Origin of the sequence: Acinetobacter sp. HZNU-JH01 (assembly GCF_037996845.1) — a bacterium.
Lineage (GTDB): Bacteria > Pseudomonadota > Gammaproteobacteria > Pseudomonadales > Moraxellaceae > Acinetobacter > Acinetobacter haemolyticus.
In genome coordinates, this window is the sequence record NZ_JBBMZX010000001.1 from 382,688 (window position 1) to 405,465 (window position 22,778).

Consider the following 22,778-nt stretch of genomic DNA (forward strand, 5'->3'; position numbering starts at 1 on the left):
TCTGGCGAGCAATCTGCTAGCTAATGCAACTTGTTGCATAGATTTATAAACAAGATTTGATTTTTATGCAACATATTGCATAATTCTGATGAGTCATTTTTATATTGGATCAACATGTCACTCGCCCACGTTTTATTGACGAGCCTACTAGAAAAACCAAGTACAGGTTTCGAGTTAGCTCGTCGTTTTGATCGCTCAATGGGCTTCTTTTGGAATGCGACGCATCAGCAAATCTATAGAGAACTCAATGGTATGCTGAAAAAAGGATGGATATCGACAATAGAAGAACAAGCGGCAAATAGCCGAAAAAAAACCTATCAAATCGAACAGTCTGGACGGATACAACTTGCCTCGTGGATAGAAGAGCAAAGTGAACCAGCCCAGCTTCGAGATGACCTTATGGTCAGATTAAGAGCCGAAGCTCAACTCGGTGGTAATAAAATTTTGCCAGAATTGGAACGACATTTAATATTACATAAGGAAAAATTAAGCCTTTATCAAGCAATTCATGATAAAGATTTTAAAAACAATGAACCTACTAATCGTGTTCTGTTTATTCATAAAATGATCCTAGAACTCGGTATCATTAAAGAAAATGAATGGATAAAATGGTTAGAACAAATGATTCCTCAACTGAAAAAGTTTGAAGAACAAAACGAAATTGGAGAAAAATAATGCCGTTTTATACCATGCCTGATCAAGAAAAATTATTTGTTCGACGTGTAGGTGAAGGTGAACCCGTACTCGTCTTATCGGGACTCGGTATGCAAAGTTGGCAGTGGCTTCCTTTTTTATTTGCTAGTCGTAAACAATATGAATTTATTATCCCTGATTGGCGTGGTTTTGGCGGCTCTAAGGATTGTGCAATTCCTCACTTAGATGCCATTTCAAGTCATTGGAATGATATTGATACGCTGATTAAACTATTAAAATTGGATCAATTCATTTTGATGGGCTATTCAATGGGTGCAACAACTGCAATGCACGGAATGAAACATGGCCAATTATCGCAAAAACTTAAAGCCTATCTTCATATTGATCAAACACCTAAAATTTCTGTAGATGAATCTTGGCAATACGGTTTATTTGGAGAAAAACAACCTCAATTTAAAAAGCTTCTCAAGCAAATTCAGACGCTATTATTAGACTATAGACACGCCTTAAAACTCGAAGATTTGCCTAATGATATTCGATTTAAACTAGTGAGTTTATGGGGGGCATTTATTGAGCTCCAAAGTAACAACAAATACAGCCCAAAGGTGTTTAAGCTCGCACTACACCGTCCTTTTTTACAAAAGTATTTACTACCTATACAGCGTCTAGACTATTTACTTTGGTATGTTGAAAACTATTTAAATCATAACGAAGATTACAGAGATGCGATTAGCCAAATAGACTGCCCAACTACTTTTTTTATAGGTCGCGAATCGACACTCTATCCTGAAACTGGACAAACTTTAATTGCTGAAAGTCTAATGAATGCAAATACTGTATATTTTGAACGTTCAGGACATACACCTTTGATTACAGAACCAAGAAAATTCACTCAAGAGATAAGTCTATTTCTTTCAGCACATTCAAGTCATGCGGCATAATGAATGATAAATAAAATTACTAGCCAATCTCTTTGAATTGGCTAGTAATATTTCAACATCACTTTTTTGATCTCATTTGTTCTGCAACATCTAATAAAGCTTGTTCAGTTTTATCCCAACCTAAACAACCATCAGTCACCGATTGTCCATATGTCATATCGCAAGAAATCTTTTGATTCCCATCAACCAAGTGACTTTCAATCATCACACCACGAACTTTGGACTCAGCACGTTCTGCAATGATTTGCTTTAATACATTCGGTTGTTGTAATGGATCCTTACCACTATTTCCATGACTACAATCAATCACCAATGCTGGTAAATGCTTATGCTTAAAATGCATTGCTTGAATTGATGCTAAGTCATAATTTGTGCCTTGGTTAGAACCGCGTAAAATTAAATGCGGTAATGGATTACCATTACTATGAAGAATTGCAGGTAATCCCTGTTGTGTCATTCCTAAAAACTGATGACCATTTAAAGCAGATTGAATTGCATCTAAAGCAATCTGAATCGAACCATCCGTACCATTTTTGAAGCCAATGCTATATGGCATATGACTCGCAATTTCACGGTGGATTTGTGATTCGCTAGTACGTGCGCCAATTGCGCCCCAGGCCAATAAATCATCGAAGTAACCTGTAGCCATAGGGCTTAATATTTCGCTTGCAATAGGTAATCCTTTTTCAATGAGCTGTAAATAAAGCTCACGAGATTTTTCTAAACCTAATTGTAAATCTGATGATCCATCTAAATTTGGGTCATATAAGAAACCTTTCCAACCTACTGTTGTGCGAGGCTTCTCAATATATGCTCGCATCACGAGAAATATCTGATCTTTCACTTGTTCTTGTAGTTGTTGTAAGCGATCAGCGTACTCTAATACAGCAATAGGATCATGAATCGAACAAGGCCCTGTAATTACCATTAAACGAGGATCATGACCTGATAAAATATTTTGAATCGTTTGACGATGTTTTGAAATCTGCTGCGCCAAAGTAGCGGACAAGGGATACTGCGCTTTGAGCTGTGTAGGTAAGCTGAGCATTGATTCTTTTGTATGCGTTTGTGGTTGTGTCAAAGCAGTATTTAAAGCATTCATTTTCATTTCCTTTGGACTGCTAAACAGTCCGAATATTTATTTGAGCAAGTGTGATCTAAGCGACGTTGATTTCTTCGCAAAGTAAAACCAAGAAGTCTTGCTAAAATATGAAACGTTAAATGTATACATGATGATTCTCCTAAGGTAATGATTGTTAAAGCATAAAAAAACCTGATCGGTGTTGCCGATCAGGTATTAACTGGTTGGGCAACCCTTTTTGCTGCCCGAAACGCATCAGGCAACTATCAATAGTGCCAAAAGTAAAAGTATGCGTTTGTGTTCAAAGTATGCTTTAACATATTTATTTCAAATATCAAAAAATATCTCTTAAATCTAAATTACGCACTATTTCACCATTTGACAAGTGTTTTTAGCAAATATTTTGTAGTTTCTAGCGTACAAGACCATCTGGTTGCAAGATAATAAGTGATGCTCCACATAAAACCACAACTACCCCCAAGAGATCCCAACGGGTCAGCACGACTTGATCGACATAGCGCAACCATATTAACGCTGTAAATATATAAATACCGCCATAGGCTGCATAAATACGACCAGATGCTACTGGATGCAGTGTCAGTAGCCAGACAAAAAGAGCTAGACTCAATGCTGTAGGTATCCACAACCAATGAGATTTGCCCTGATTCAAAATTAAATAAGGGAAATAACAACCTAAAATTTCAGCAATTGCTGTAATGAAAAATAACCCAAATACCTTAAGTACTTGGGTTATTGAGTAAGTGAATTCAAACATTAAGCAGGTTCAGCACTCGGGTTGATATGATCTTCAAATACTTCCAACTTCAAGCCAACCTCTTTGCCATCTTCCATTTTCACAGAAACCGCAACGTTGCCCCCATGCTCGGCTAGCTCACCAAACAGAATCATTTCAGCAAGCGGTTTTTTCAAGTGTTCCTGAATCAAACGTTGCATAGGACGAGCACCCATGAGACGGTCATAACCATTGGTTGACAACCAGTCACGTGCAGTTTGATCTACCTCTAATACGACTTGTTTTTCATCTAACTGGGCTTGCAACTCAGTTAAGAATTTATCTACAACTGATTCGATAACAGTGGTTGGAAGAGATTTAAACTGAATCACACCATCCAAACGATTACGGAATTCAGGCGAGAATGCACGTTTCATTGCATCCTGATTGTCAGCACTATGATCTTGCTCAGTAAAGCCAATACTTGCACGAGAAATACTTTCTGCACCGATATTGGTTGTAAGCACAATAATCACATTTCTAAAATCAGATTTACGACCATTATTGTCCGTCAATGCACCATGATCCATCACTTGTAATAACAAGTTGAAGACATCAGGATGTGCTTTTTCAATCTCATCAAGTAACAATACACAATGTGGATTCTTATGGATCGCGTCAGTGAGCAAGCCACCTTGATCATAACCAACATAACCTGGAGGCGCACCAATCAAACGAGAAACTGCATGACGCTCCATGTATTCAGACATATCAAAACGCACAAACTCGACACCTAACAATTTAGCTAACTGTTTGGTCACTTCAGTCTTACCGACACCTGTAGGACCTGCGAACACAAAACTGCCTACCGGTTTGTCTGGCGCTTTTAAACCTGCACGGGATAGCTTAATCGCTGATGCTAGTGCTGTAATTGCTTCATCTTGACCAAATACAACACGCTTTAAATCACGCTCTAAGTTTTCAAGTACAGTCTTATCATCTTTAGATACAGTTTTCGGTGGAATACGTGCAATTTTTGACACAATATCTTCAATGTTTTCAACAGAAATCATTGAACCATCCACTTCTGCTTTTAAGCGACGTTGAGCACCCGCTTCATCAATCACATCAATTGCCTTATCTGGCAAAAAGCGATCATTAATGAATTTAGCAGAAAGCTCTACCGCTGCAACAAGCGCCTTATCTTCATACTCAACATGATGGAAGTCTTCAAATTTTCCTTTTAGACCACGCAAAATTTCAATCGTTTCATTAATGCTTGGTTCATTTACATCAACCTTTTGAAAACGACGTGATAAAGCATGATCTTTTTCGAATACCTGACGATACTCTTGGAATGTGGTTGATCCAATACAACGTAAACTACCATTCGCCAAAGCTGGTTTAATTAAATTCGATGCATCCATGGTACTGCCCATACTAGAGCCTGCACCAATAATCATATGAATTTCATCAATGAACAAAATGGCATTTGGATTTTTTTTCAAGGCATTCAACAGTTGTTTTAAACGCTTTTCAAAATCACCACGATATTTAGTACCAGCAACTAACGCACCAATATCCAAACTATACACTTCAGCATTTGCAAGTGGTTTCGGCGCCTTACCATTGACAATTAACCAAGCTAGACCTTCGGCTATCGATGTTTTACCAACACCAGGATCACCGACTAAAAGCGGATTATTCTTACGGCGGCGACATAGGATTTGTGCCGCACGCTCAATCTCTTTCTCGCGTCCAATTAAAGGATCTGTTTTACCTTTTTGCGCTTCGACATTTAAGTTAAGCGTATATTGCTCCAATGGCCCAGCACTCGCTGAAGCACCATTTTCACCTTCAATGTCTTCTACTTCTTCTTCGACCTGAATCTCATCTTTACGTGTACCATGAGACAAGTATTGAGTTAGCGTCAAACGGTTAATTTGATGACGTTTAAGCAAATAAACAGCAAAAGAATCTCTTTCTGAATACATTGCTACGAGAACATCTGCACCTTCAACTGTTCGATCTCCACCACTCGATTGAACATGGAAGATCGCACGCTGCAAAATTCGATCAAAACTCTCTGTTGGATGAGGCGCTTGTTCACTATTGTCACCAAGCTTTGGGGTATGTTGCTCTACATATTCCTCTAGTTCTTTACGTAGCGTAACGATATCAGCACCACATGCTTTTAGAGCATTCACGGCTGAATCGTTATCAAGTAATGCAAGCAACAAATGTTCTACTGTCAGAAACTCATGTCTCTTTTGACGAGCCATGCTAACAGCCAAACGTAGCGATACTTCTAATTGACGACTGAGCATGTAACCCCCTTATATTTTGGGCCTATCAAAAAAAGACGAATCTTAAACTGAAAAGCCGATTATGGACTGATCCACTTGAGTATCAATAACCGTTATCTAATACACGTTTATGAATCTCTTCGCTTCATAATCTACTGTTAGCATTAGTTGAGCATATTGGTCAAGATTCAAAACAAAGTATTGTTGTAAAATTTCAATTACAAAGAGAATATAAACCATCTAATTGTTCAAAAATAAGACAAATCAATCAAAATATAGATTCTATCAAATTGTCTTGTTAACTCGGCACTTGGACACTCCGCCATCCTTATCAGTTAGCAAGCTCCACAAAAACTGTGCTTCTTTTAAGTCTATCATTCATAACTTATGAGCCACATATCATGGTGCAAAGTCCTGCGCATGAGGCAAAAGCGTTGTTCTTAACCCTTTCACTCACAACACAGTTGCTCGCCTTGCGCATGAGGAATATATTCCGCAAGAGCGTTGCTTTTCTTAACCCTTTCACTCGCAACACAGTTGCTCGCCTTGCGCATGAGGAATATATTCCGCAAGAGCGTTGCTTTTCTTAACCCTTTCACTCGCAACACAGTTGCTCGCCTTGCGCAGCTAAAAAGCGTTGCTTTTCTTAACGCTGCTCAGGTTCGATTTGGCACAGTAATGGATGACCTTGTGATCGTGCATAATTATTCACCTGATTTGCCTTGGTTTCGGCAATATCACGAGGATAGATCCCTGCCGTACCCTTACCTTCATAGTGAACCGTCAGCATCACCTGACTTGCCTGATCAAAGTCCATGCCGAAATAACTTTGCAGGACTTCTATCACAAAGTCCATTGGTGTATAGTCATCATTCATTAGAACAACCGCATATAACGGCGGTCGTTTTAATTCTGGTGGTGCAGTTTGTACAACCACCTCACCCTCATGCTCCTCGTGCGAATCACTTAAACGAGGATTTAAGTGCCAATCAACATAACCCGATTGTTGAAACGAGTTTTTTACTTCACTTAAATTCATTTGACGTTTATATCTTCGCATATTGAACACTTAATCTTTAAATTTACTGAGCATTTGCTTCAGCTTGAGGAATTTCTGATACAAAAGCAGAATTTAATTCTACAGGTTGACCACGTTGCCAGCTAAACCGTTTAATTACTGGTGTTCCAGATCCACTTAAACGAACTTCAATAAATTGAGGTGTAAATCCTTTTGGCATCGTCCAGCGTCCAGTCAAACGTTCAAAGTCTTCAAAGTTAAAACTTTTATCTTCTAAAGGTACATCTAGAATTTCAGTATTTCGGATCAAACGTAATTCAACAGTACCACTAGCACGGCGTTTATTCGGGCTCACTTGCACCAAATCAATTTGATATTCAAAAGCATTTTCAGGTAACGATTTAATGGCAAGATTCTGTATCGTTAAGCTGACACCACCTCGTTGTTTCAATATTTCACGATAAATCGCATTCATCCCTTGAAACTGGGTTTTCTCCGCATTGGCTTGATTGATCGCTTTAAACAAGTCATCCGCATTACTTACAGCCATATCTCGCTCTTGAATAGCTGTATTCAAACTTCTATTCATCGAGTCCAAGGCCGTCTTTTGCTTTTGGACAACTTCAACGAGCTGCTCAGCATCTGCATCATAACCAACAACGGTTAATCCTTGACGATGGCCAACAGTATAGCCAACCATGAAACTACCACCAATTAAAATTGCAGCAGCAATTAACAAAGGTAAATTTGATTTTAAGAATTTGTTTTTCTCAACGGAACTGTCTGGTGAATTCGTCGGTTCAACGTTTTCCATCTTCATCTCTATCGTTATGATCTACATCAAAGCACACATTTAAATCCAAATTTAAATGTGTGTGAAGTAAAAAAGCGTTTTTTATGGTAATAAACCAATGCCTTCTAAACCAGTTGCTTCATCAAAGCCAAACATTAAGTTCATATTTTGAACAGCTTGACCAGCAGCACCTTTCACTAGATTATCTTGTGCAACCAAGATAATGAGTTTACTTGGTTGAGGACGGTATAATGCAATTCTAAGCTCATTTGCACCACGGACGCTACGAGTCTCTGGAGAACTATTTGCTGGCATAACATCAACAAATCTTTCGTCCTTATAGAAATCTTCATACAACACTTGTAGATCTTTTTGCTGGCCTTGCTCAGTTAAATCAACATAAATCGTGCTTAACATACCACGAATCATAGGTACTAAATGAGGCACAAACACCAGTTGATCAAACTGACTTTTTTGTCCCGATATATTTTCCAATGCCTCAACAATTTCTGGATGATGACGATGTCCTGCAACACCATAAGCTTTGAAATTATCAGCATTTTCAGTATAAATCATACCAAGACTAGCTTTACGTCCTGCACCTGACACACCCGATTTAGCATCGACAATAATACTTTGTGTGTTAATCAAACCCGACTGATCTTTTATCAGTGGTGCGAGTCCAAGTTGTACAGTTGTTGGATAACACCCAGGATTACCGATCACTTCAGCTTGTTTAATTTTCTCACGATTGAGTTCAGTTAAACCATACGCTGAAGACTGAAGAACCTCTGGACAAGTATGTTGCATACCATACCATTTCTCGAACTGCTCAAGATTTTGCAAACGAAAATCAGCCGCGAGATCAATTACTTTAGTACCTGCTGCAATTAGCTCTTCAGCATGTTGCATAGCGACACCATGCGGTGTAGCAAAGAAAATTACATCACATTTTTTTAACTGATCTAAGTCAAGATCTGAAAACTCTAAATCAGTATGTCCACGTAAACTTGGGAACATATCTGCAACACGCTTTCCGGCTTCTGTACGTGAAGTAAGAATACTGACTTGAACTTGTGAATGTCTTAATAATAGACGTAATAGCTCAACCCCTGTGTATCCAGTCCCACCAACAATACCAACAGAAATCACGTGTCACACCTTTAGCTTTAATTGAGGTAAGCAAATAGTATGGCAGTTTGCCTTGTTTTACACAATCTACAAGCCACTAACTTATAAGAAATTAATGATCAATTATAGAATTAACAGCAATCTATTCGCATATCACCCCGAAATCATATATAAGAATTAAAAGCTTTTTTATTTTATTCGAATAGATTTTACCATTGGTCAAGAAATACTATTGAATCAAGGACAGATTCGCATAGAATAAAACCGCGTAGAAATAATAATTTTCATGGATGCAAATTTTTTTGGAGAGCTGGAATGCCTTCTTTGATGTTAGAACAAAGATTACATCATCATATTTGTTTAGGCTTGAGTGTCATTCTACTCGGCACCACTTTAGTTGGTTGTGGTAGCGGTGAAAGTAAAGCGAATAAAGAATCTCAACCAGAAGAGGTTATTGTTCCTAAGCCAAAAGATTTCAACATTAAAGTGCCGATTGAGATGCGTAATGTCGTGCTAAAGGTGTTTGATAATTCTGATAACAAATTAGTGCTTGAGCAAAATGTCATTACCACTACAAATTTAAAAGTGACTCTACCTTATATTCTAGACAGAAACCGCTTATATCGTGTTGAGATCTCTACAACTCCTAGTTCTATTGTATATAACTTCCTCACGAGTAAATACGAAAGCATGAACTTTACTTGGCGAGCTTTGGTAAAGGTTGATGTAAGCAATCTAACTCAAGCAATTTTTATCAATCCAAGTTCTGAAGCGATATATCAAAGAGCATTGGTACGTTCAGGACAATTGCCTACTGATGAAAACCAATATCCTATGCTCATCACAGCAAATCAACTTGATCTTGCGACAGGTGATGTAGATGCCGCACTATTAAGTGCCTTTAAAAATCTTGATATCCCAAATGTAGAAGCAACTACTCTTTTTCACGTATTTTCACCTCAAGATGCTCATTTAAAAACTGCTTTATACGCAAACACCTATCTGAGTTTTGGTTATTTACGTCAGTGGGCCAACACATACCCGGACAATAGCTTTGTCGAATTTGCTCATAATCTGGCTATTGATTTAAGAGATGGTTACCTGGATGGAAAAACGCTTCGTGGTGATCCAGCAGCTTTAACTTCACTGGTCGCAACCACACCTGACAACATTGATCCCGTCAAAAACACAATTATTGGTATTGGAACCACTCAAAAAAATGCGCGTGAGCAATATGCAGCTTCATTAAAACAGGCAGTGCTTGAGCTTGCTGACTCTTTTAACCAAAGCAGCACTAATCCCAAAAACTACAGCAACTTACAACAACGCACTTATGCTGGTGTCATGCCAATTGCTGATCCATCCACCCCCTCAAGTGTTCGCTTGAATGGTGCTGGTGATTATCGTCGTGCTGTCGGTTTTGCAGATACCAGTGCAACATGTAATGGCTCAATCTACCCTTGTAAACAAGGTTTAATCGGTATCAATCTGATTAATCACTCTTTACCAACGATTGAATATCTCATTGGTCATTACCAAGACAGTACCCAAAATTGTCAGCTTAATGTTCGAGCCGATGGCTGGATTGAACTTATAAAAGATAATCAAAAGTTTCGATCCAAGTTAGATGGTGACAGCACAGATAATTTATTACGAGTGAATAAAGCTGATCACGAGTATCTACTAAATAGCAGCTCCCCTGAGCCTAAGCAAGGCGAACTTCAATATGAATTTGTGCAATTACACCTTAAAGAAAATCAAGTATTAAGTGCCAGTGCAGGTTTGGATAGTCGAAAAGCACCAGACCAATTACAAAGTACACAGTTACAATGTAATTTCAGCTAATCATACTTAAATCAGGCAATTGAAACATCATTTTTGATTGCCTGATTTAGATTAAGAAATCAAATCTTCATTCATTGTTAGAAATATTAATTTTTATTGTCATTAAACCGTCATCAAATGTTAACCAAAATTTCATATCTATTAATTAGTTTACTTATCAACTAATTTTTAGAGAAAAACATTGAAACTAAAACCATTACTTTTACCTATATTAATCACCTCCCTATCATTTACCGCATGTGGCGGAGATGACAATAATTACTCATCATCAAATCAACCTTTAGAAAAACCAAAGCCACCCGTAACAACACCTCAATTTGATGGTGAACTTCTTGAAGCTGGTGCAAATGGTAATGTTAGTGAATTTGGCGGAGCAACTCGCTTAAAAAAAGAACGTACTCAAGCAATGCGAGAGTCTCTGAGTGACAAAACCGTCAAGCATGTAATTCTATTTATTGGTGATGGTACGAGCGATTCTGAAATCACCGCAGCACGAAACTATGCAGAAGGCGCGGCTGGTTATTTTAAAGGCTTAGACGTCTTACCTTTCACTGGAAGCTATACGACTTATTCATTAAATAAAGATGGCGAAGTTGATTACGTGACCGACTCCGCAGCATCCGCAACTGCATGGGCTTCTGGAATTAAAACTTATAACAATGCCTTAGGCCTAGATATTCGCGGAAACCATCATGCAACACTATTAGAGCTAGCAAAAAAAGCTGGATTTGCAACAGGTAATGTAACCACCACAGAACTTCAAGATGCAACCCCTGCGGCTTTAGTCTCGCATATCAGCGCACGTAAGTGTTATGGACCAAATGAAACCACTAAACGCTGTCCTGAAAGTGCATTGGAAAATGGTGGATTAGGTTCGATCACAGAACAGCTTTTAACAACACGTGCTGACGTTACTTTAGGTGGCGGCAAGAAAACATTCTATGAAGTTGCAAAAGCAGGTCCTTTCAAAGATAAGACCTTACTTGAACGCGCAAAATTAGAAAATTATCGTATTGTTGAAGACCTAAACTCGTTAAAAGCAGTTGATAGTGCCAATCAAAACCAGCCTTTACTCGGCTTATTCGCCGATGGTAACCTTCCCGTGATCTGGAGTGGTCCAGTAACACAATTAAATGGACATAAAAAAGGTGCTGAAAGCTGCCGAGATAATAGTGCCTTTTCTGTTCAAACACCACGCTTGGCACAAATGACAGAAAAAGCGATCGAGCTATTAAGCAACAATGAAAAGGGCTTCTTTTTACAGGTTGAAAGCGGCTCTATTGATAAACGAAATCATGCAGCCGATCCGTGTGGACAAATTGGTGAAACTGTACAGCTTGATGAAGCCATTCAAGTTGCTCTTAAATTTGCAAAAGAACACGGCGAGACATTGATTGTTGTAACAGGTGATCATGCACATACAAGCCAAATTATACCAATAAATGGAGATAGTCCTGGACAAACTGCAGCATTGAAAACCAAAGATGGGGTTGCAATGGCAATCAATTACGGCACCGCTCCAGAGGGTTCAAGTCAACACCATACCGGTGCACAAGTTCGTATTGCGGCTTATGGGCCACGTGCTGCGAACGTATCTGGTTTACTAGATCAAACCGATTTATTCTTTATTATCCGTGATGCGTTAGGCATTCAACAAAACGTCTCAAGATAAACAGTACCAATTAAGGCGACCACAATATTTGTGGTCGTTTTTATCTATGGAAATTGAGTCATGCACATAAATAACCACTAATGTGAATGCTATACTCTTTCCAACATAATGATTCAAGCTTAAATTTGATGCCAATCGCAAAGAAAATTCCTAAACTTCTTATTTATTTAAGACTCATCCTTGGCATACTCATTGTTATTATTACCCTAACGCAAATCAAATTTTATCCCATCTACACTGTAATCTTCCTGACATTAGGACTTCTCAGTGACATTTTTGATGGCATCATCGCTCGACATTTGGGCATCTCGGATCAGAATCTACGTAGATTAGACTCAAATATTGACCAAATTTTCTTTATCTGTGCGATCAGTGCAATTTATTTACAGCAACCAGAATTCTTTAAACAACATATTTTTCCAATCATTATTTTAATTATCTTTGAAGCATTCACTTATATCATCAGCTACTTTAAATTTAAGAAAGAAATTGCAACTCATACGATAGGGGCAAAAATATGGACATTATTTTTATTTGCCTTGCTGGTCCAAATCACACTTACAGGACAATCGCAACTTTTATTTAACGCAGTTATTTGGCTAGGAATTCTGACACGCATTGAAATTATCGCAATCATTCTCACACTCAAGCAGTGGCAGAATGATGTACCTAGTCTCAAACAAGCTCTTCGTTTAAGACAAGGATTAGAAATTCAACGCAATCGTTTTTTTAATGGTTAAATAAACCAATCAGACGCTATTATTTTTGATAGTACCAACTCGGTAATTGAACCTGCTTCAACTGTTTACGATGTTCGATGTAATTTCTATCATGTTTCGCAACTTCAGCCCAAAAAGCTTCACTATGATCAAAATGTTTCGTATGTGCCAATTCATGCACACAAACAGAGCGAACAATCGGCTCAGGCATCAAAACCAAAGCTGCATTTAACATGATGTCATGTTTAGAGGTACAACTTCCCCACCTTGTCTTTGGTTTTCGGACTGTACACACTTGGTAAGGCAAGCCGATTTCTCGGCTGATTTGATTTAAATATTCAGGTAAAAATTGTTTTGCATAAGCCAATACCGCTGCTTGTAGTGCTTTTTCAGACTCAATCTCTCGGATAAATAACGTCTGTAATTCCCAATTAAATATAAAGATGTGGCGTTGTTTTTGTTTCACAATGGACAATGGTTGAGTATGGGCGAATAGTACCAATTGCTCAGGAATAGTGGATGTTTGAAGCAGTTGCTGTTGTTGCTTCGCCCATGTAGCCAAAAGCCAGGGTTCGGATTGATTTAAAAATTGTTGAATCTGACGTTTAGTACAAAACAGCGGTACCGTCAAACGAATGCCAGTTGGCTCGACACGCAAACGCAAATTTCTCGCCCTTGCATGTCGAACTACTTTGACTTCTGGTAATGGTGTTTCTACAGAAACAGATACCATTACTGCGCTACACGCTCTTCAATTCCATTATTGGTTGCAACAATTGCGATCGTTGCTGCATTGAGTGCGAAAATACCATTGGTTACAACACCTGGAATGTTATTTAACGTTTTCTCTAACTCAATTGGATTGAGGATATTTAAATTATAAACATCCAAAATCACATTCCCATTATCAGTCACAACACCTTCACGATATACAGGATCACCGCCTAAAGCGACAATTTTACGTGCGACAGCTGAACGTGCCATCGGGATCACTTCAACAGGTAACGGAAAATCACGTCCTAATTGCTCAACCCATTTCGAATCATCAACTATACAAACAAATTTTTTGGCAATAGAGGCAACAATTTTCTCACGTGTCAACGCAGCACCACCACCTTTGATCATATGCATATGACGATCTATCTCATCAGCTCCATCTACATAAGCATCTAGGCCGCCTACAGAGTTCATATCAACAACTTCGATGCCCAATTCTTTAAGGCGTTCTGCTGTTGCATTTGAACTCGCAACTGCTGCTTCTAATTGCAATTCAGGTAACAAATCAATTAAAAAGTTAACCGTACTTCCAGTTCCTACGCCCAAAATGCCGCCTTTAGGCAAATGTTTTAAAGCTGCTTTAGCCGCAGCTTGTTTTTTTTCATCTTGGGTTGCATATAGACTCATGACTTCACTCAACTATTTTGACATTTGCTGTAAGAAAACAGCGCAAATGCACAGGGGTTTGCTACAATGATCCCCTATTTTAAACTGTTATAGGGAAGATGAACATGCTGTCTCGTGTGGTACGACAAATTTTACAAGCAACGGTTTATGATGTTGCGATTGAAACACCGCTAGAAGCAGCTCCACGAATTAGTCAAAAAATTAATAATAATATTCGATTTAAACGTGAAGATTTACAGCCTGTTTTCTCCTTCAAACTTCGCGGTGCTTATAACCGTATTAGCCAGCTTCCAAAAGACCAACTTGAGCGTGGAGTAATCTGTGCTTCAGCAGGAAATCATGCTCAAGGTGTTGCTTTATCTGGAAAAAAATTAGGTATCCATGCCATCATTGTCATGCCAAGCACAACACCCGACATTAAGGTACAAGCTGTTAAAAATTTAGGCGGTCAAGTTGTACTATATGGTGACAGCTTTGATGTTGCTAATAAATATGCTAAACAACGTGCAGAAGCCGAAGGCCTAGTTTTTATTCCACCTTATGATGATGAACTCGTCATTGCAGGTCAAGGCACCATTGCCAATGAAATCTTACGTCAATGGCGTGATGTCGAATATGTTTTTGTTGCTGTCGGCGGTGGCGGTTTAATTGCAGGTGTAGCTGCCTATCTAGGTGAAGTTGCACCACACGTCAAAGTGATCGGTGTTGAGTATGAAGAGTCAGCTTGTTTAAAAGCTGCACTCGCGGCCAATGAACGTGTGATTTTACCGCATGTTGGATTATTTGCAGATGGCACAGCAGTTGCACAAATTGGTGAGCTTCCTTTTGAAATGGTACAACTGCGTAAATCAGACAATTCAGGTCCGATTGTTGATCCAACAATTGTTACGGTAAATACCGATGAAATCTGTGCTGCAATCAAAGATACCTATGATGAAAATCGTAGTATCGTTGAACCTTCTGGTGCAATGGCTTTGGCAGGTATAAAAAAATACGTTGCCGAACATCAAATCAGCGATAAAAACATGGTCTCAATTGTTTGTGGTGCAAACATGAACTTTGATCGCCTCCGTTATATTGCTGAACGTACTGAATTAGGTGAACGTAAAGAAGCAATCTATGCTGTCACCATCCCTGAACAAAAAGGTGCATTCCTTAATTTCTGCCGTTCATTACAGGGTCGCAATATTACTGAATTTAATTATCGTGCAAGTGATAGTAATCAAGCACAGGTGTTTGTTGGTATTAGCCTAAAAGGCGGTGAAACTGAGCGTCACGAAATTCATGAGATGTTAAAGCAGCAATATGAAGTAGATGATCTTTCAGATGATGAAGTTGCTAAACTACATATTCGATACCTAATTGGGGGTCATGCCAATATTGAAAACGAACGTTTATTCCGTGTGGAATTTCCTGAACGACCAGGTGCACTATTAACCTTCCTTGAGCGATTAGGCCCAACGCATAACATTACGTTATTCCACTATCGTAATCACGGCGCCGCCGAAGGCCGAGTGCTTGTTGGTTTACAAGCCACTGATGCGAAGCAAAATCCGGATGGACTTATTGAGACGCTTGAACAAATCACTTATCCATATGCTGAAATTAGCGACAACATTGGATATAAGCGTTTCTTAAAGTAAAAATCACAGTCAAGAAAACCGACAGTTGTCGGTTTTCTTTTTATGTGTACTAGACAAATGTTTTCGAGCAACACAAAATCATTACAAAGAGAATTTTTATCCATTTTAAAATAGATAAAAAGACATTCTAATCATTTAGTTAAGGACCGTTATGGCACAATTTGCAGTCATTGGTTTAGGCAGTTTTGGTGCAACTGTTGCACTTGAACTTACTAAGCTAAATCATGATGTTATCGGCATAGACACCCAAAAACGTAATGTCGAAAACCTTGCAGACAAAATTACTCATGCGGTTATCGCAGATGCTACTGATGAACATGTACTAGATGAGTTGAATGTACAAAACTGTGATGCTGTTGTTGTTGCAATCGGTGAAGACATTGAAGCCAGCATTTTATGCGTGCTCAGTTTAAAAAATCTAGGAATAGATAAAATTTGGGTCAAAGCAAAAACCAAAGCACACCATACTATTTTATCTCATCTCAATATTAATAAAATTATTCATCCTGAAGAAGATATGGGTGTTCGTGTTGCTCAGGCACTGAACTATCCAATGGTAAGTCGATATATGGCATTGGATGATGACCACTTTATTATTAAAGTTCCAATCAAAGAAAAATTACATGGTATTAATTTATCCGGCTTGATGCAGCTAGCACCTCACGTCAAACTTCTATTGGTTAAACGCAATAAAGATATCTTCTATGAAACAGACACCACCTTTACATTAAATAAAGGAGATGTACTTATCTTAGAAGGATTACTTGTAAATCTTAAAAAACTCTCTGAGTGTTTCCAATAAAATGACAACGAAAACACAGACACAAAAGATTTTTAATCTAAGTCCTCCGTCTCTTCTTGCCATCGGATTTCTTAGCTTTATCGTAATTGGAACTTTGTTACTTAAGCTTCCTATTTCGCATACTGGACAAATTTCTTGGATGGATGCCATTTTCACTGCGACCTCTGCCGTGACGATTACAGGCTTGTCTGTGGTTAATATTGGAGAGTCTTATACACATTTTGGACAATTTATTATTCTGCTGATGATCCAGTCGGGTGGATTGGGTTTTATGACCTTTGCGATATTAGCAGCACTCAGTTTGTCTCCAAAAGTGGGCTTAAAGCAACAGATGATGGCACAAGAAAGCTTGGGACAAACAAGCTTATCGAAAGTCACTTTTATTGCTAAAGGTGTTGTGGCTTATACCATTTTCTTTGAGTTGATTGGCGCTATCATATTATCAACCAGCTTTATTCCTCTTTATGGGATACCCAAAGGACTCTACTATTCTGTTTTTTATAGTATCTCCGCTTTTAACAATGCTGGATTTTCTCTATTTGACAATGGACTGAGCAATTTTTATGGCAATTACTTTATTTGTCTCACCATTAGTCTTTTGTACATCTTAGGTGGAATCGGTTTTTTAGTTTTAATGGATATTAAACAGAATAAAAAATGGAGAAAACTTAGTCCAAACACCAAACTTGTTGTAAGTACCATCGTTATTATCAATATATTTGCCTTCATCATGATTTGGCTCTTAGAATCGCGTAATCCGATGACATTAGGGTCAATGAGTCTTGGTGAACAAGCCGTCAATTCATGGTTTCAAGCCACGGTACCTCGTTCCTCGGGTTTCAATACAATTGACACAGGTTCAATGAATAACAGTACAACACTTCTCACCATGTTACTCATGTTTATTGGTGGTGGCTCACTGAGTACTGCAGGCGGAATCAAAGTTGGAACCTTTGTCATTTTGGTGCTGTGTGTGGTTGCATTTCTGCGACGTAATGACGAAATCCGCATTTTTAATCACGCCATTTCGCAAGAAACGACCTATAAAGCCCTCGCTGTTGCGGCCATAACTGGAATGCTCATATTTCTTGGTGGCTTTATTATATTGATATTAGAACCTGAACTTGATGTACTGGACTTGATGTTCGAAGTGTTATCAGCCGCCTGTACCGTAGGACTGTCGAGAGGTGCGACTGGAGAATTACATGATGGCAGCCTACTTGTCCTGTGCCTGTTGATGTTTACGGGTCGGCTAGGACCACTCACACTAGCTTATTTAATCGCCACTCCAAAAAAGAGTCGTTTAAAACACCCTACTGCAAATATTCAGATTGGGTGATGAGGATTGTCATTTAAGCGTGTTCAACAACAACGACTTGCCTACAAATACCATCAGCTTGGCGTTGTTGTTCAAATTCGTTTTTGGTCATTACATCAAAATGATCACAGAAACTAATTTGTTGTTCATCAATAGAATAAATTAAGGACTGATTACCAACGCCTTGAAAAGTATCATAGAATACGATGACAAATTTCCCATGATCAAAGGCTTGCTGAATATCGAAATAAGACAAAGCAGCTTGAACTGGAATGTTTAAACGCTCAGCATCAAAGTAACTTTGTCTTTCATTATCATCAATATTTGGATCAGGGTCGGTATAAAATGAGACCTTAAAACCTATTTTTTTTAATGCTACAGCTAAAGCAATAGTAAATGTACCTTCTTGCTGATCATGGCGACACAAACGAATTAGATCAGCAATATCAATATGGGTATCATATTGTTTTACAATCAACCAAACTGCAAATACACCACAATTTGCCTCTAGCTCCAGCAAAGGTTTAGGAATATTTAAGCCCATTTAATACCAATTCATCAGAGACACACCCAAACCGACATAAGTTGCTTTGTGATTATAGTCAATCAAACTTTCACCATAACCATCAAACAATTGGAAGTGTCCACGCAACTTGCCTGTAATAGGAAATGCCCAATCAAACTGAACTGCGCCATTCGAGCGATCTCCGCCTTTTAATGAATGTCGTAACATTAAAGAAAATTCATTATCACCCTTACGGTAAAATGCGGTTAAATCGCCACGACCAATATAATCCTTAATATCAGGGTTATTATCATCTTTGGCATCTTCTTCTACCCGATACCAAGGACGCAGCATAAGTGCGAAATTATCTTTTTCAAAACCAAGATTAAAAATCACTCGGTTCCAACTACGAGATAATGGATCTGAACGACCATTTGATTGGTGGTTCAACGTGACACCAAGCAAACGCGCATTCAAACCTAAAATTTCATAATTGGTTCTAAACATCAAACTTGCTTCAGGTTCATAATTGGTCTCACGAAATGGTCGTGATTCTTCTGAATTATAAACTTGCCAGCGTGAAGATTGCGTATAGCCCAACCATAGATCACCATTATTCCCAAAGATATTTTCCCAAGCTTTGGTCTTTAATGAAAGCTGAAACTTGGCTTCGGATGACGTTAGATTTTGCTTCTCATCTACCGTATTTACAGGATTTGGACTGCTTGGAAATTCATTTTTATTACTGGTCCAAAATACAGGTAACAAATAGACTGGTTGATAGGCACGGATATTCCAAGCACCTAATTTACTTTCTTCTGAAAGCTCCCAGCGGCGGTCTAATAACGACACGTTTGGATCAAACTTTGGCGCTGGTCCTAATATGTGAAAATCACTGAATTTCTGTACAACTTTGTCTTTTAGTGACTCTGCTTGCGGACTTTCTTTACGCTCTACCACAGGCGCAGATGCAGCCAAAACAGGTTCTGGTGCTGGTTGCTCCACTGACTCGATAATGGTGGGTGCTTTAAAAAGACGGTCATAACATGCTAAACGGTCTGCGTTGGATGCTAAAGCGACACAGGCTTCAGCAGTGGCTGGGCTTGCAGGTGCTGTCGCTTGTGCATTTGCCAATGACGTAGTGAGTGAACTGAGTATCGCAATAACACTCAGCCCAAGATGACTACGTTCAAATGATTTGAACGTCATAGATGTCTCCAACTTTTCTTTTAATTAACCTGTTGAATATTAAAACCAAGTTGTTGTAAAGCCTCACGCTTTGCAAATGGAGCAACAACAGCTTTAACTGGTTTCTGTTCGAGTAAATATTGTTTCGCAACACGTTGCAAATCAGCCAAGGTTACATTTAACAAGCGTTCACGTAGTAATTTTCGGAATTTTGGTGTGCGTGCATGCAAATAAGCATAACAAGCAGTAATCGCCTCACCAGCTGGCGAACCTGGCTTATCCATGCTTGCAACAAGACCTAAAATCGCTTCCTCTAGTTGATACGGATACTGTTCGCTGTTTAGTAACCATTGAATACTCGCTTCAAAATCTTTAAAAGTTTCTTCTAAGCGAGGATCTCTATAGCTGTAAAAACGGAATGAACACGCATTTCCATCATAGCTTGCTCCACCACCATATGCGCCACCTTTTTCACGAATCGCACTATGTAAGAAACCGTTACGTAGATAAGCTGCTAGCACCATTAATGGTGCAGCATCAGGATGTGAAACATCCACAGCTTGATAGGCAGATGCACAAAACTGTACATTTGCTTGGATTAACCATGCCTCATCAACATTGCTATCTACTCGTTCGATCTGAGTCAGTGTTGCAGGTGTAGGATCAAGCTCTAACTTATCCCAGACGTTTTGGATTTCTTCAACTAACCGATCAGACTGATGTTCTTCACAAACCAATAAGAATTGTTTCGGTGCTTGCAATAACATACGGTGTATTGCCTGTAACTCAACAATGAGTGCCTGATAAGCCTCATCATCTTTGTCAATCTTGCTCACAAGCTCACTGAGCCAATTTAAAGCACCTAGACCAGTATTATGATAATCACGGCGAGCCAATGCACTCATTTGACGTGAAGCTGTTTGCATCGCATAGCTATGTCCAGAACCCGATAAACGCGACTGCCAACGAGTTTTACGTTGCTGTAATAACTCGATAATCCGATCTTTCTCATCAAAGCGAAGCTTTTCAAAAGCCAATTTCAATAACTGAATTGCATCAAGTTTTTGTGTAAGTGATTTAGTTGTAAGCGTCAACCAAGCACTAATACGATCCTTATCATCAACCTTGCTTCGTAAAGATGCACCCATGCCCAAGCCACCGCTTACAGCTGTTTGGATCTGTTGTAACTCAAGATAATTGTATTCACCTGCACCAACCTCACCCATCAAGATAGACAGTAAATTGAAGTATGGAGATTGAACAATTTCATCAGGGATTTGAATCAAAACTTGTTGATAATAAATACCATTGGTTCCCGCATGATAAAGATTCAATGGCGTGTCTAAACGATTACAAATGATCTCACGCAATTGACCTTGTACGATCTGAAGATCAGCAGGAATGTCCTCCAAGCCAACTTTTGGCAATAACTCAAGGTCATCAGGCGTATCTTGACGCTTTTTTAAAGCATCCGTTTTTTGCTGAATCTCGATCCTTTGTTCTTCAGTTAGGTTCGCAGTAATTTCAGCCAAACGCGCTTGTTCATCTTGTTGTTCTTTTGCTGACTTAGTTGCATCTGGCACCAAAGTCATTTGTACGCGATGTGGATTATCCAACAAGTGTGTCTGTATTAGATTAGACAACCACATCGGATCTTTAAGCTCTTCTTTGACTTGCTCAATTGCTGAGTCTACATCCCAAACATGAATTGGATCGTTGTGGTGAATTGCACTACTCAAACCATTCAGAATCAAACTTAAACCATAAGGTGTACCATCACCATTGATTTCACGCTGATGTAATTCGATTTGATGAAGAATTGCATCCACGAGATCCTGATCAACAGGTTTTGATGCAACCTCTTTTAAAATATTTAAAACACCATTTTTGAATGTTTCAGCATGCTCAGCATTTGAACCTTGCACGCCGCAGTAGAAAGTCATTTCAAAGTTACTGTCATCAACACCCATAATTGGTCCTGTAGATTGAGCGTAACCACAGGTTTCTAAATAATGGCGCAATGGCGAGGCAGAGTTTTCTAATAAGATCCCTTCGACTAAACGCATGCCTAAGCGTAACTTAATATCACTTGTTTCTGGCAATAACCATGACAATACGTGATAAGTCTTATCGTTTAAATCATCACTATCAACTGCATAAGATTCTGTTACTGTAATCGGTGCTGCTAAACGCTTCTCTGGTTTTGAATATAAAGTAGTCCCTTGAGAAAACTTATGTAACGCCAACTTTTCAAATTGCTCTTGTAGATCATAAGCACTTTGATTGCCAAAAGTCATAAATACGGCATTACTTGGGTGATAATGGGTTTTATAAAAATCCACCAACTGTTCATAGCTCAAATCTGGTATGTCTTTAGGATCACCGCCAGAGTTATAGTGATAGGTGGTTTCAGGGAATAAATGATGTGCAAGCTGATGATAAAGCTGATCTGTAGGGGCACTCATAGCGCCTTTCATTTCATTAAAAACAACACCTTTATAAACGGCTTGATCATTCTCAAGTTCAATTCGAATCCCTTCTTGAGCAAAGTCCAAAGGATTCAAATTCGCTGAGAAAGCTGCATCTAAATAAACAGATAATAAATTTTGAAAATCTTTTTTATTCTGTGTTGCAAATGGATAAGCGGTCCAGTCTGCTGCCGTGAAAGCATTCATAAACGTATTGAGTGAACGGCGAATCATTAAAAAGAAAGGGTCACGAACAGGAAATTTTTCAGAACCACATAATGCGGTATGTTCTAGGATATGCGCAGTCCCTTTCGAATCCATAGGTTGGGTTCTAAATGCAACCAAAAATACATTTTCGTCATGATTGGTTGCTAAGTGATAATGAACCGCACCAGTAACTTTGTGCTTATATTCTAAAACGTGAATATCGAGTGCTTCTACATGGTGTTGGCGTAATAACTGAAACGCTGGATGAGTCGTTTTAGCAATACTTTCAGAAACATCGACAGTCATATGATCTCCAATTTATCTATTTAAATAGTTACTCTTGAGAGTCT

At 38.7% G+C, this 22,778-nt stretch carries 19 protein-coding genes and 1 pseudogene; 8 read left to right on the forward strand and 12 right to left on the reverse strand.

The annotated features are described in order from the left end of the window. Positions 1-114 precede the first annotated feature (114 nt). Positions 115-675, forward strand: coding sequence for a PadR family transcriptional regulator (locus AAC851_RS01860; protein WP_004639232.1), 561 nt, complete (start codon positions 115-117; stop codon positions 673-675). Continuing rightward, on the forward strand, positions 675-1,595 hold the full coding sequence (locus AAC851_RS01865) for an alpha/beta fold hydrolase (protein WP_075315631.1): 921 nt from the start codon (positions 675-677) through the stop codon (positions 1,593-1,595). Before AAC851_RS01860 ends, AAC851_RS01865 begins: the two co-directional genes overlap by 1 nt. 58 nt (positions 1,596-1,653) lie before the next feature. Here AAC851_RS01865 and AAC851_RS01870 read toward each other — a convergent pair whose 3' ends face one another. The 7 genes and pseudogenes from AAC851_RS01870 to argC all read right to left on the reverse strand — a co-directional run bounded on the left by AAC851_RS01870 (position 1,654) and on the right by argC (position 8,678). Next, the gene (locus tag AAC851_RS01870) at positions 1,654-2,697 is read right to left on the reverse strand and encodes a 3-deoxy-7-phosphoheptulonate synthase (RefSeq protein ID WP_005080559.1); all 1,044 of its coding nucleotides are present in this window, start codon (positions 2,695-2,697) and stop codon (positions 1,654-1,656) included. Between the two features lie 391 nt (positions 2,698-3,088). Next, the gene (locus AAC851_RS01875; RefSeq protein ID WP_115736405.1) at positions 3,089-3,451 is read right to left on the reverse strand and encodes a YnfA family protein; all 363 of its coding nucleotides are present in this window, start codon (positions 3,449-3,451) and stop codon (positions 3,089-3,091) included. Next, the gene (gene clpA, locus AAC851_RS01880; protein WP_115736404.1) at positions 3,451-5,736 is read right to left on the reverse strand and encodes an ATP-dependent Clp protease ATP-binding subunit ClpA; all 2,286 of its coding nucleotides are present in this window, start codon (positions 5,734-5,736) and stop codon (positions 3,451-3,453) included. The genes AAC851_RS01875 and clpA overlap by 1 nt, the downstream gene beginning before the upstream one ends. A gap of 99 nt (positions 5,737-5,835) precedes the next feature. Then, positions 5,836-5,940: pseudogene (locus tag AAC851_RS01885) on the reverse strand (ATP-dependent Clp protease adapter ClpS); the annotation flags it as partial. Between the two features lie 421 nt (positions 5,941-6,361). Continuing rightward, a complete protein-coding gene (gene clpS / locus AAC851_RS01890; RefSeq protein ID WP_005080553.1) occupies positions 6,362-6,775 on the reverse strand; it encodes an ATP-dependent Clp protease adapter ClpS in 414 nt (137 codons plus the stop codon). Positions 6,776-6,797: 22 nt separating this feature from the next. Beyond that, positions 6,798-7,547 carry a DUF6776 family protein gene (locus AAC851_RS01895; protein WP_005080551.1) on the reverse strand — a complete coding sequence of 250 codons (750 nt, stop codon included), beginning with the start codon at positions 7,545-7,547 and terminating at the stop codon, positions 6,798-6,800. Between the two features lie 81 nt (positions 7,548-7,628). Further along, positions 7,629-8,678 carry an N-acetyl-gamma-glutamyl-phosphate reductase gene (gene argC, locus AAC851_RS01900; RefSeq protein ID WP_004639240.1) on the reverse strand — a complete coding sequence of 350 codons (1,050 nt, stop codon included), beginning with the start codon at positions 8,676-8,678 and terminating at the stop codon, positions 7,629-7,631. Between the two features lie 294 nt (positions 8,679-8,972). Between argC and AAC851_RS01905 the strand changes: the two genes are divergently transcribed. From AAC851_RS01905 to AAC851_RS01915, 3 genes are all read left to right on the forward strand, one after another. Further along, positions 8,973-10,502, forward strand: a complete 1,530-nt coding sequence (locus AAC851_RS01905; RefSeq protein WP_075315636.1) for a hypothetical protein — start codon at positions 8,973-8,975, stop codon at positions 10,500-10,502. 181 nt (positions 10,503-10,683) lie between these two features. Then, positions 10,684-12,174: an alkaline phosphatase gene (gene phoA, locus AAC851_RS01910; RefSeq protein ID WP_075315637.1), complete on the forward strand. Its 1,491-nt coding sequence runs from the start codon at positions 10,684-10,686 to the stop codon at positions 12,172-12,174. 86 nt (positions 12,175-12,260) lie between these two features. Further along, the gene (locus AAC851_RS01915) at positions 12,261-12,914 is read left to right on the forward strand and encodes a CDP-alcohol phosphatidyltransferase family protein (RefSeq protein ID WP_081377736.1); all 654 of its coding nucleotides are present in this window, start codon (positions 12,261-12,263) and stop codon (positions 12,912-12,914) included. A 19-nt stretch (positions 12,915-12,933) separates the two neighbouring features. On the opposite strand, the gene AAC851_RS01920 is transcribed toward AAC851_RS01915, so the two are convergent. Further along, positions 12,934-13,626 carry a M48 family metallopeptidase gene (locus AAC851_RS01920; protein WP_075315638.1) on the reverse strand — a complete coding sequence of 231 codons (693 nt, stop codon included), beginning with the start codon at positions 13,624-13,626 and terminating at the stop codon, positions 12,934-12,936. Continuing rightward, entirely contained in the window at positions 13,626-14,297 is a 672-nt protein-coding gene (gene rpiA / locus AAC851_RS01925) for a ribose-5-phosphate isomerase RpiA (protein ID WP_004639245.1), read from the reverse strand. Before rpiA ends, AAC851_RS01920 begins: the two co-directional genes overlap by 1 nt. 98 nt (positions 14,298-14,395) lie before the next feature. Here rpiA and ilvA point away from each other — a divergent pair, with 98 nt between their 5' ends. The 3 genes from ilvA (at position 14,396) to AAC851_RS01940 (ending at position 18,081) form a co-directional block, all read left to right on the forward strand. After that, on the forward strand, positions 14,396-15,940 hold the full coding sequence (ilvA, locus tag AAC851_RS01930; protein ID WP_340600417.1) for a threonine ammonia-lyase, biosynthetic: 1,545 nt from the start codon (positions 14,396-14,398) through the stop codon (positions 15,938-15,940). 151 nt (positions 15,941-16,091) lie between these two features. Beyond that, complete coding sequence (locus AAC851_RS01935) at positions 16,092-16,742, forward strand: potassium channel family protein (protein WP_004639247.1); 651 nt, start codon at positions 16,092-16,094, stop codon at positions 16,740-16,742. Between the two features lies 1 nt (position 16,743). Next, positions 16,744-18,081, forward strand: coding sequence for a TrkH family potassium uptake protein (locus tag AAC851_RS01940; RefSeq protein ID WP_004639248.1), 1,338 nt, complete (start codon positions 16,744-16,746; stop codon positions 18,079-18,081). A gap of 13 nt (positions 18,082-18,094) precedes the next feature. Here AAC851_RS01940 and AAC851_RS01945 read toward each other — a convergent pair whose 3' ends face one another. The 3 genes from AAC851_RS01945 to AAC851_RS01955 are packed head-to-tail and all read right to left on the reverse strand — an operon-like array spanning position 18,095 to position 22,734. Then, positions 18,095-18,604, reverse strand: coding sequence for a cysteine peptidase family C39 domain-containing protein (locus AAC851_RS01945; protein WP_008942528.1), 510 nt, complete (start codon positions 18,602-18,604; stop codon positions 18,095-18,097). Beyond that, complete coding sequence (locus AAC851_RS01950) at positions 18,605-19,774, reverse strand: phospholipase A (protein WP_340600418.1); 1,170 nt, start codon at positions 19,772-19,774, stop codon at positions 18,605-18,607. A 20-nt stretch (positions 19,775-19,794) separates the two neighbouring features. Further along, positions 19,795-22,734, reverse strand: a complete 2,940-nt coding sequence (locus AAC851_RS01955; protein WP_340600419.1) for an insulinase family protein — start codon at positions 22,732-22,734, stop codon at positions 19,795-19,797. Between the last annotated feature and the right edge of the window lie 44 nt (positions 22,735-22,778).

Bases quoted from the DNA above. Each gene is read 5' to 3' on its own strand.
- AAC851_RS01860 (WP_004639232.1), top strand. From the start codon at position 115: ATGTCACTCGCCCACGTTTTATTGACGAGCCTACTAGAAAAACCAAGT.
- AAC851_RS01865 (WP_075315631.1), top strand. From the start codon at position 675: ATGCCGTTTTATACCATGCCTGATCAAGAAAAATTATTTGTTCGACGT.
- AAC851_RS01870 (WP_005080559.1), bottom strand. From the start codon at position 2,697: ATGAATGCTTTAAATACTGCTTTGACACAACCACAAACGCATACAAAA.
- AAC851_RS01875 (WP_115736405.1), bottom strand. From the start codon at position 3,451: ATGTTTGAATTCACTTACTCAATAACCCAAGTACTTAAGGTATTTGGG.
- clpA (WP_115736404.1), bottom strand. From the start codon at position 5,736: ATGCTCAGTCGTCAATTAGAAGTATCGCTACGTTTGGCTGTTAGCATG.
- clpS (WP_005080553.1), bottom strand. From the start codon at position 6,775: ATGCGAAGATATAAACGTCAAATGAATTTAAGTGAAGTAAAAAACTCG.
- AAC851_RS01895 (WP_005080551.1), bottom strand. From the start codon at position 7,547: ATGGAAAACGTTGAACCGACGAATTCACCAGACAGTTCCGTTGAGAAA.
- AAC851_RS01905 (WP_075315636.1), top strand. From the start codon at position 8,973: ATGCCTTCTTTGATGTTAGAACAAAGATTACATCATCATATTTGTTTA.
- AAC851_RS01915 (WP_081377736.1), top strand. From the start codon at position 12,261: ATGCTATACTCTTTCCAACATAATGATTCAAGCTTAAATTTGATGCCA.
- AAC851_RS01920 (WP_075315638.1), bottom strand. From the start codon at position 13,626: ATGGTATCTGTTTCTGTAGAAACACCATTACCAGAAGTCAAAGTAGTT.
- rpiA (WP_004639245.1), bottom strand. From the start codon at position 14,297: ATGAGTCTATATGCAACCCAAGATGAAAAAAAACAAGCTGCGGCTAAA.
- ilvA (WP_340600417.1), top strand. From the start codon at position 14,396: ATGAACATGCTGTCTCGTGTGGTACGACAAATTTTACAAGCAACGGTT.
- AAC851_RS01935 (WP_004639247.1), top strand. From the start codon at position 16,092: ATGGCACAATTTGCAGTCATTGGTTTAGGCAGTTTTGGTGCAACTGTT.
- AAC851_RS01940 (WP_004639248.1), top strand. From the start codon at position 16,744: ATGACAACGAAAACACAGACACAAAAGATTTTTAATCTAAGTCCTCCG.
- AAC851_RS01945 (WP_008942528.1), bottom strand. From the start codon at position 18,604: ATGGGCTTAAATATTCCTAAACCTTTGCTGGAGCTAGAGGCAAATTGT.
- AAC851_RS01950 (WP_340600418.1), bottom strand. From the start codon at position 19,774: ATGACGTTCAAATCATTTGAACGTAGTCATCTTGGGCTGAGTGTTATT.
- AAC851_RS01955 (WP_340600419.1), bottom strand. From the start codon at position 22,734: ATGACTGTCGATGTTTCTGAAAGTATTGCTAAAACGACTCATCCAGCG.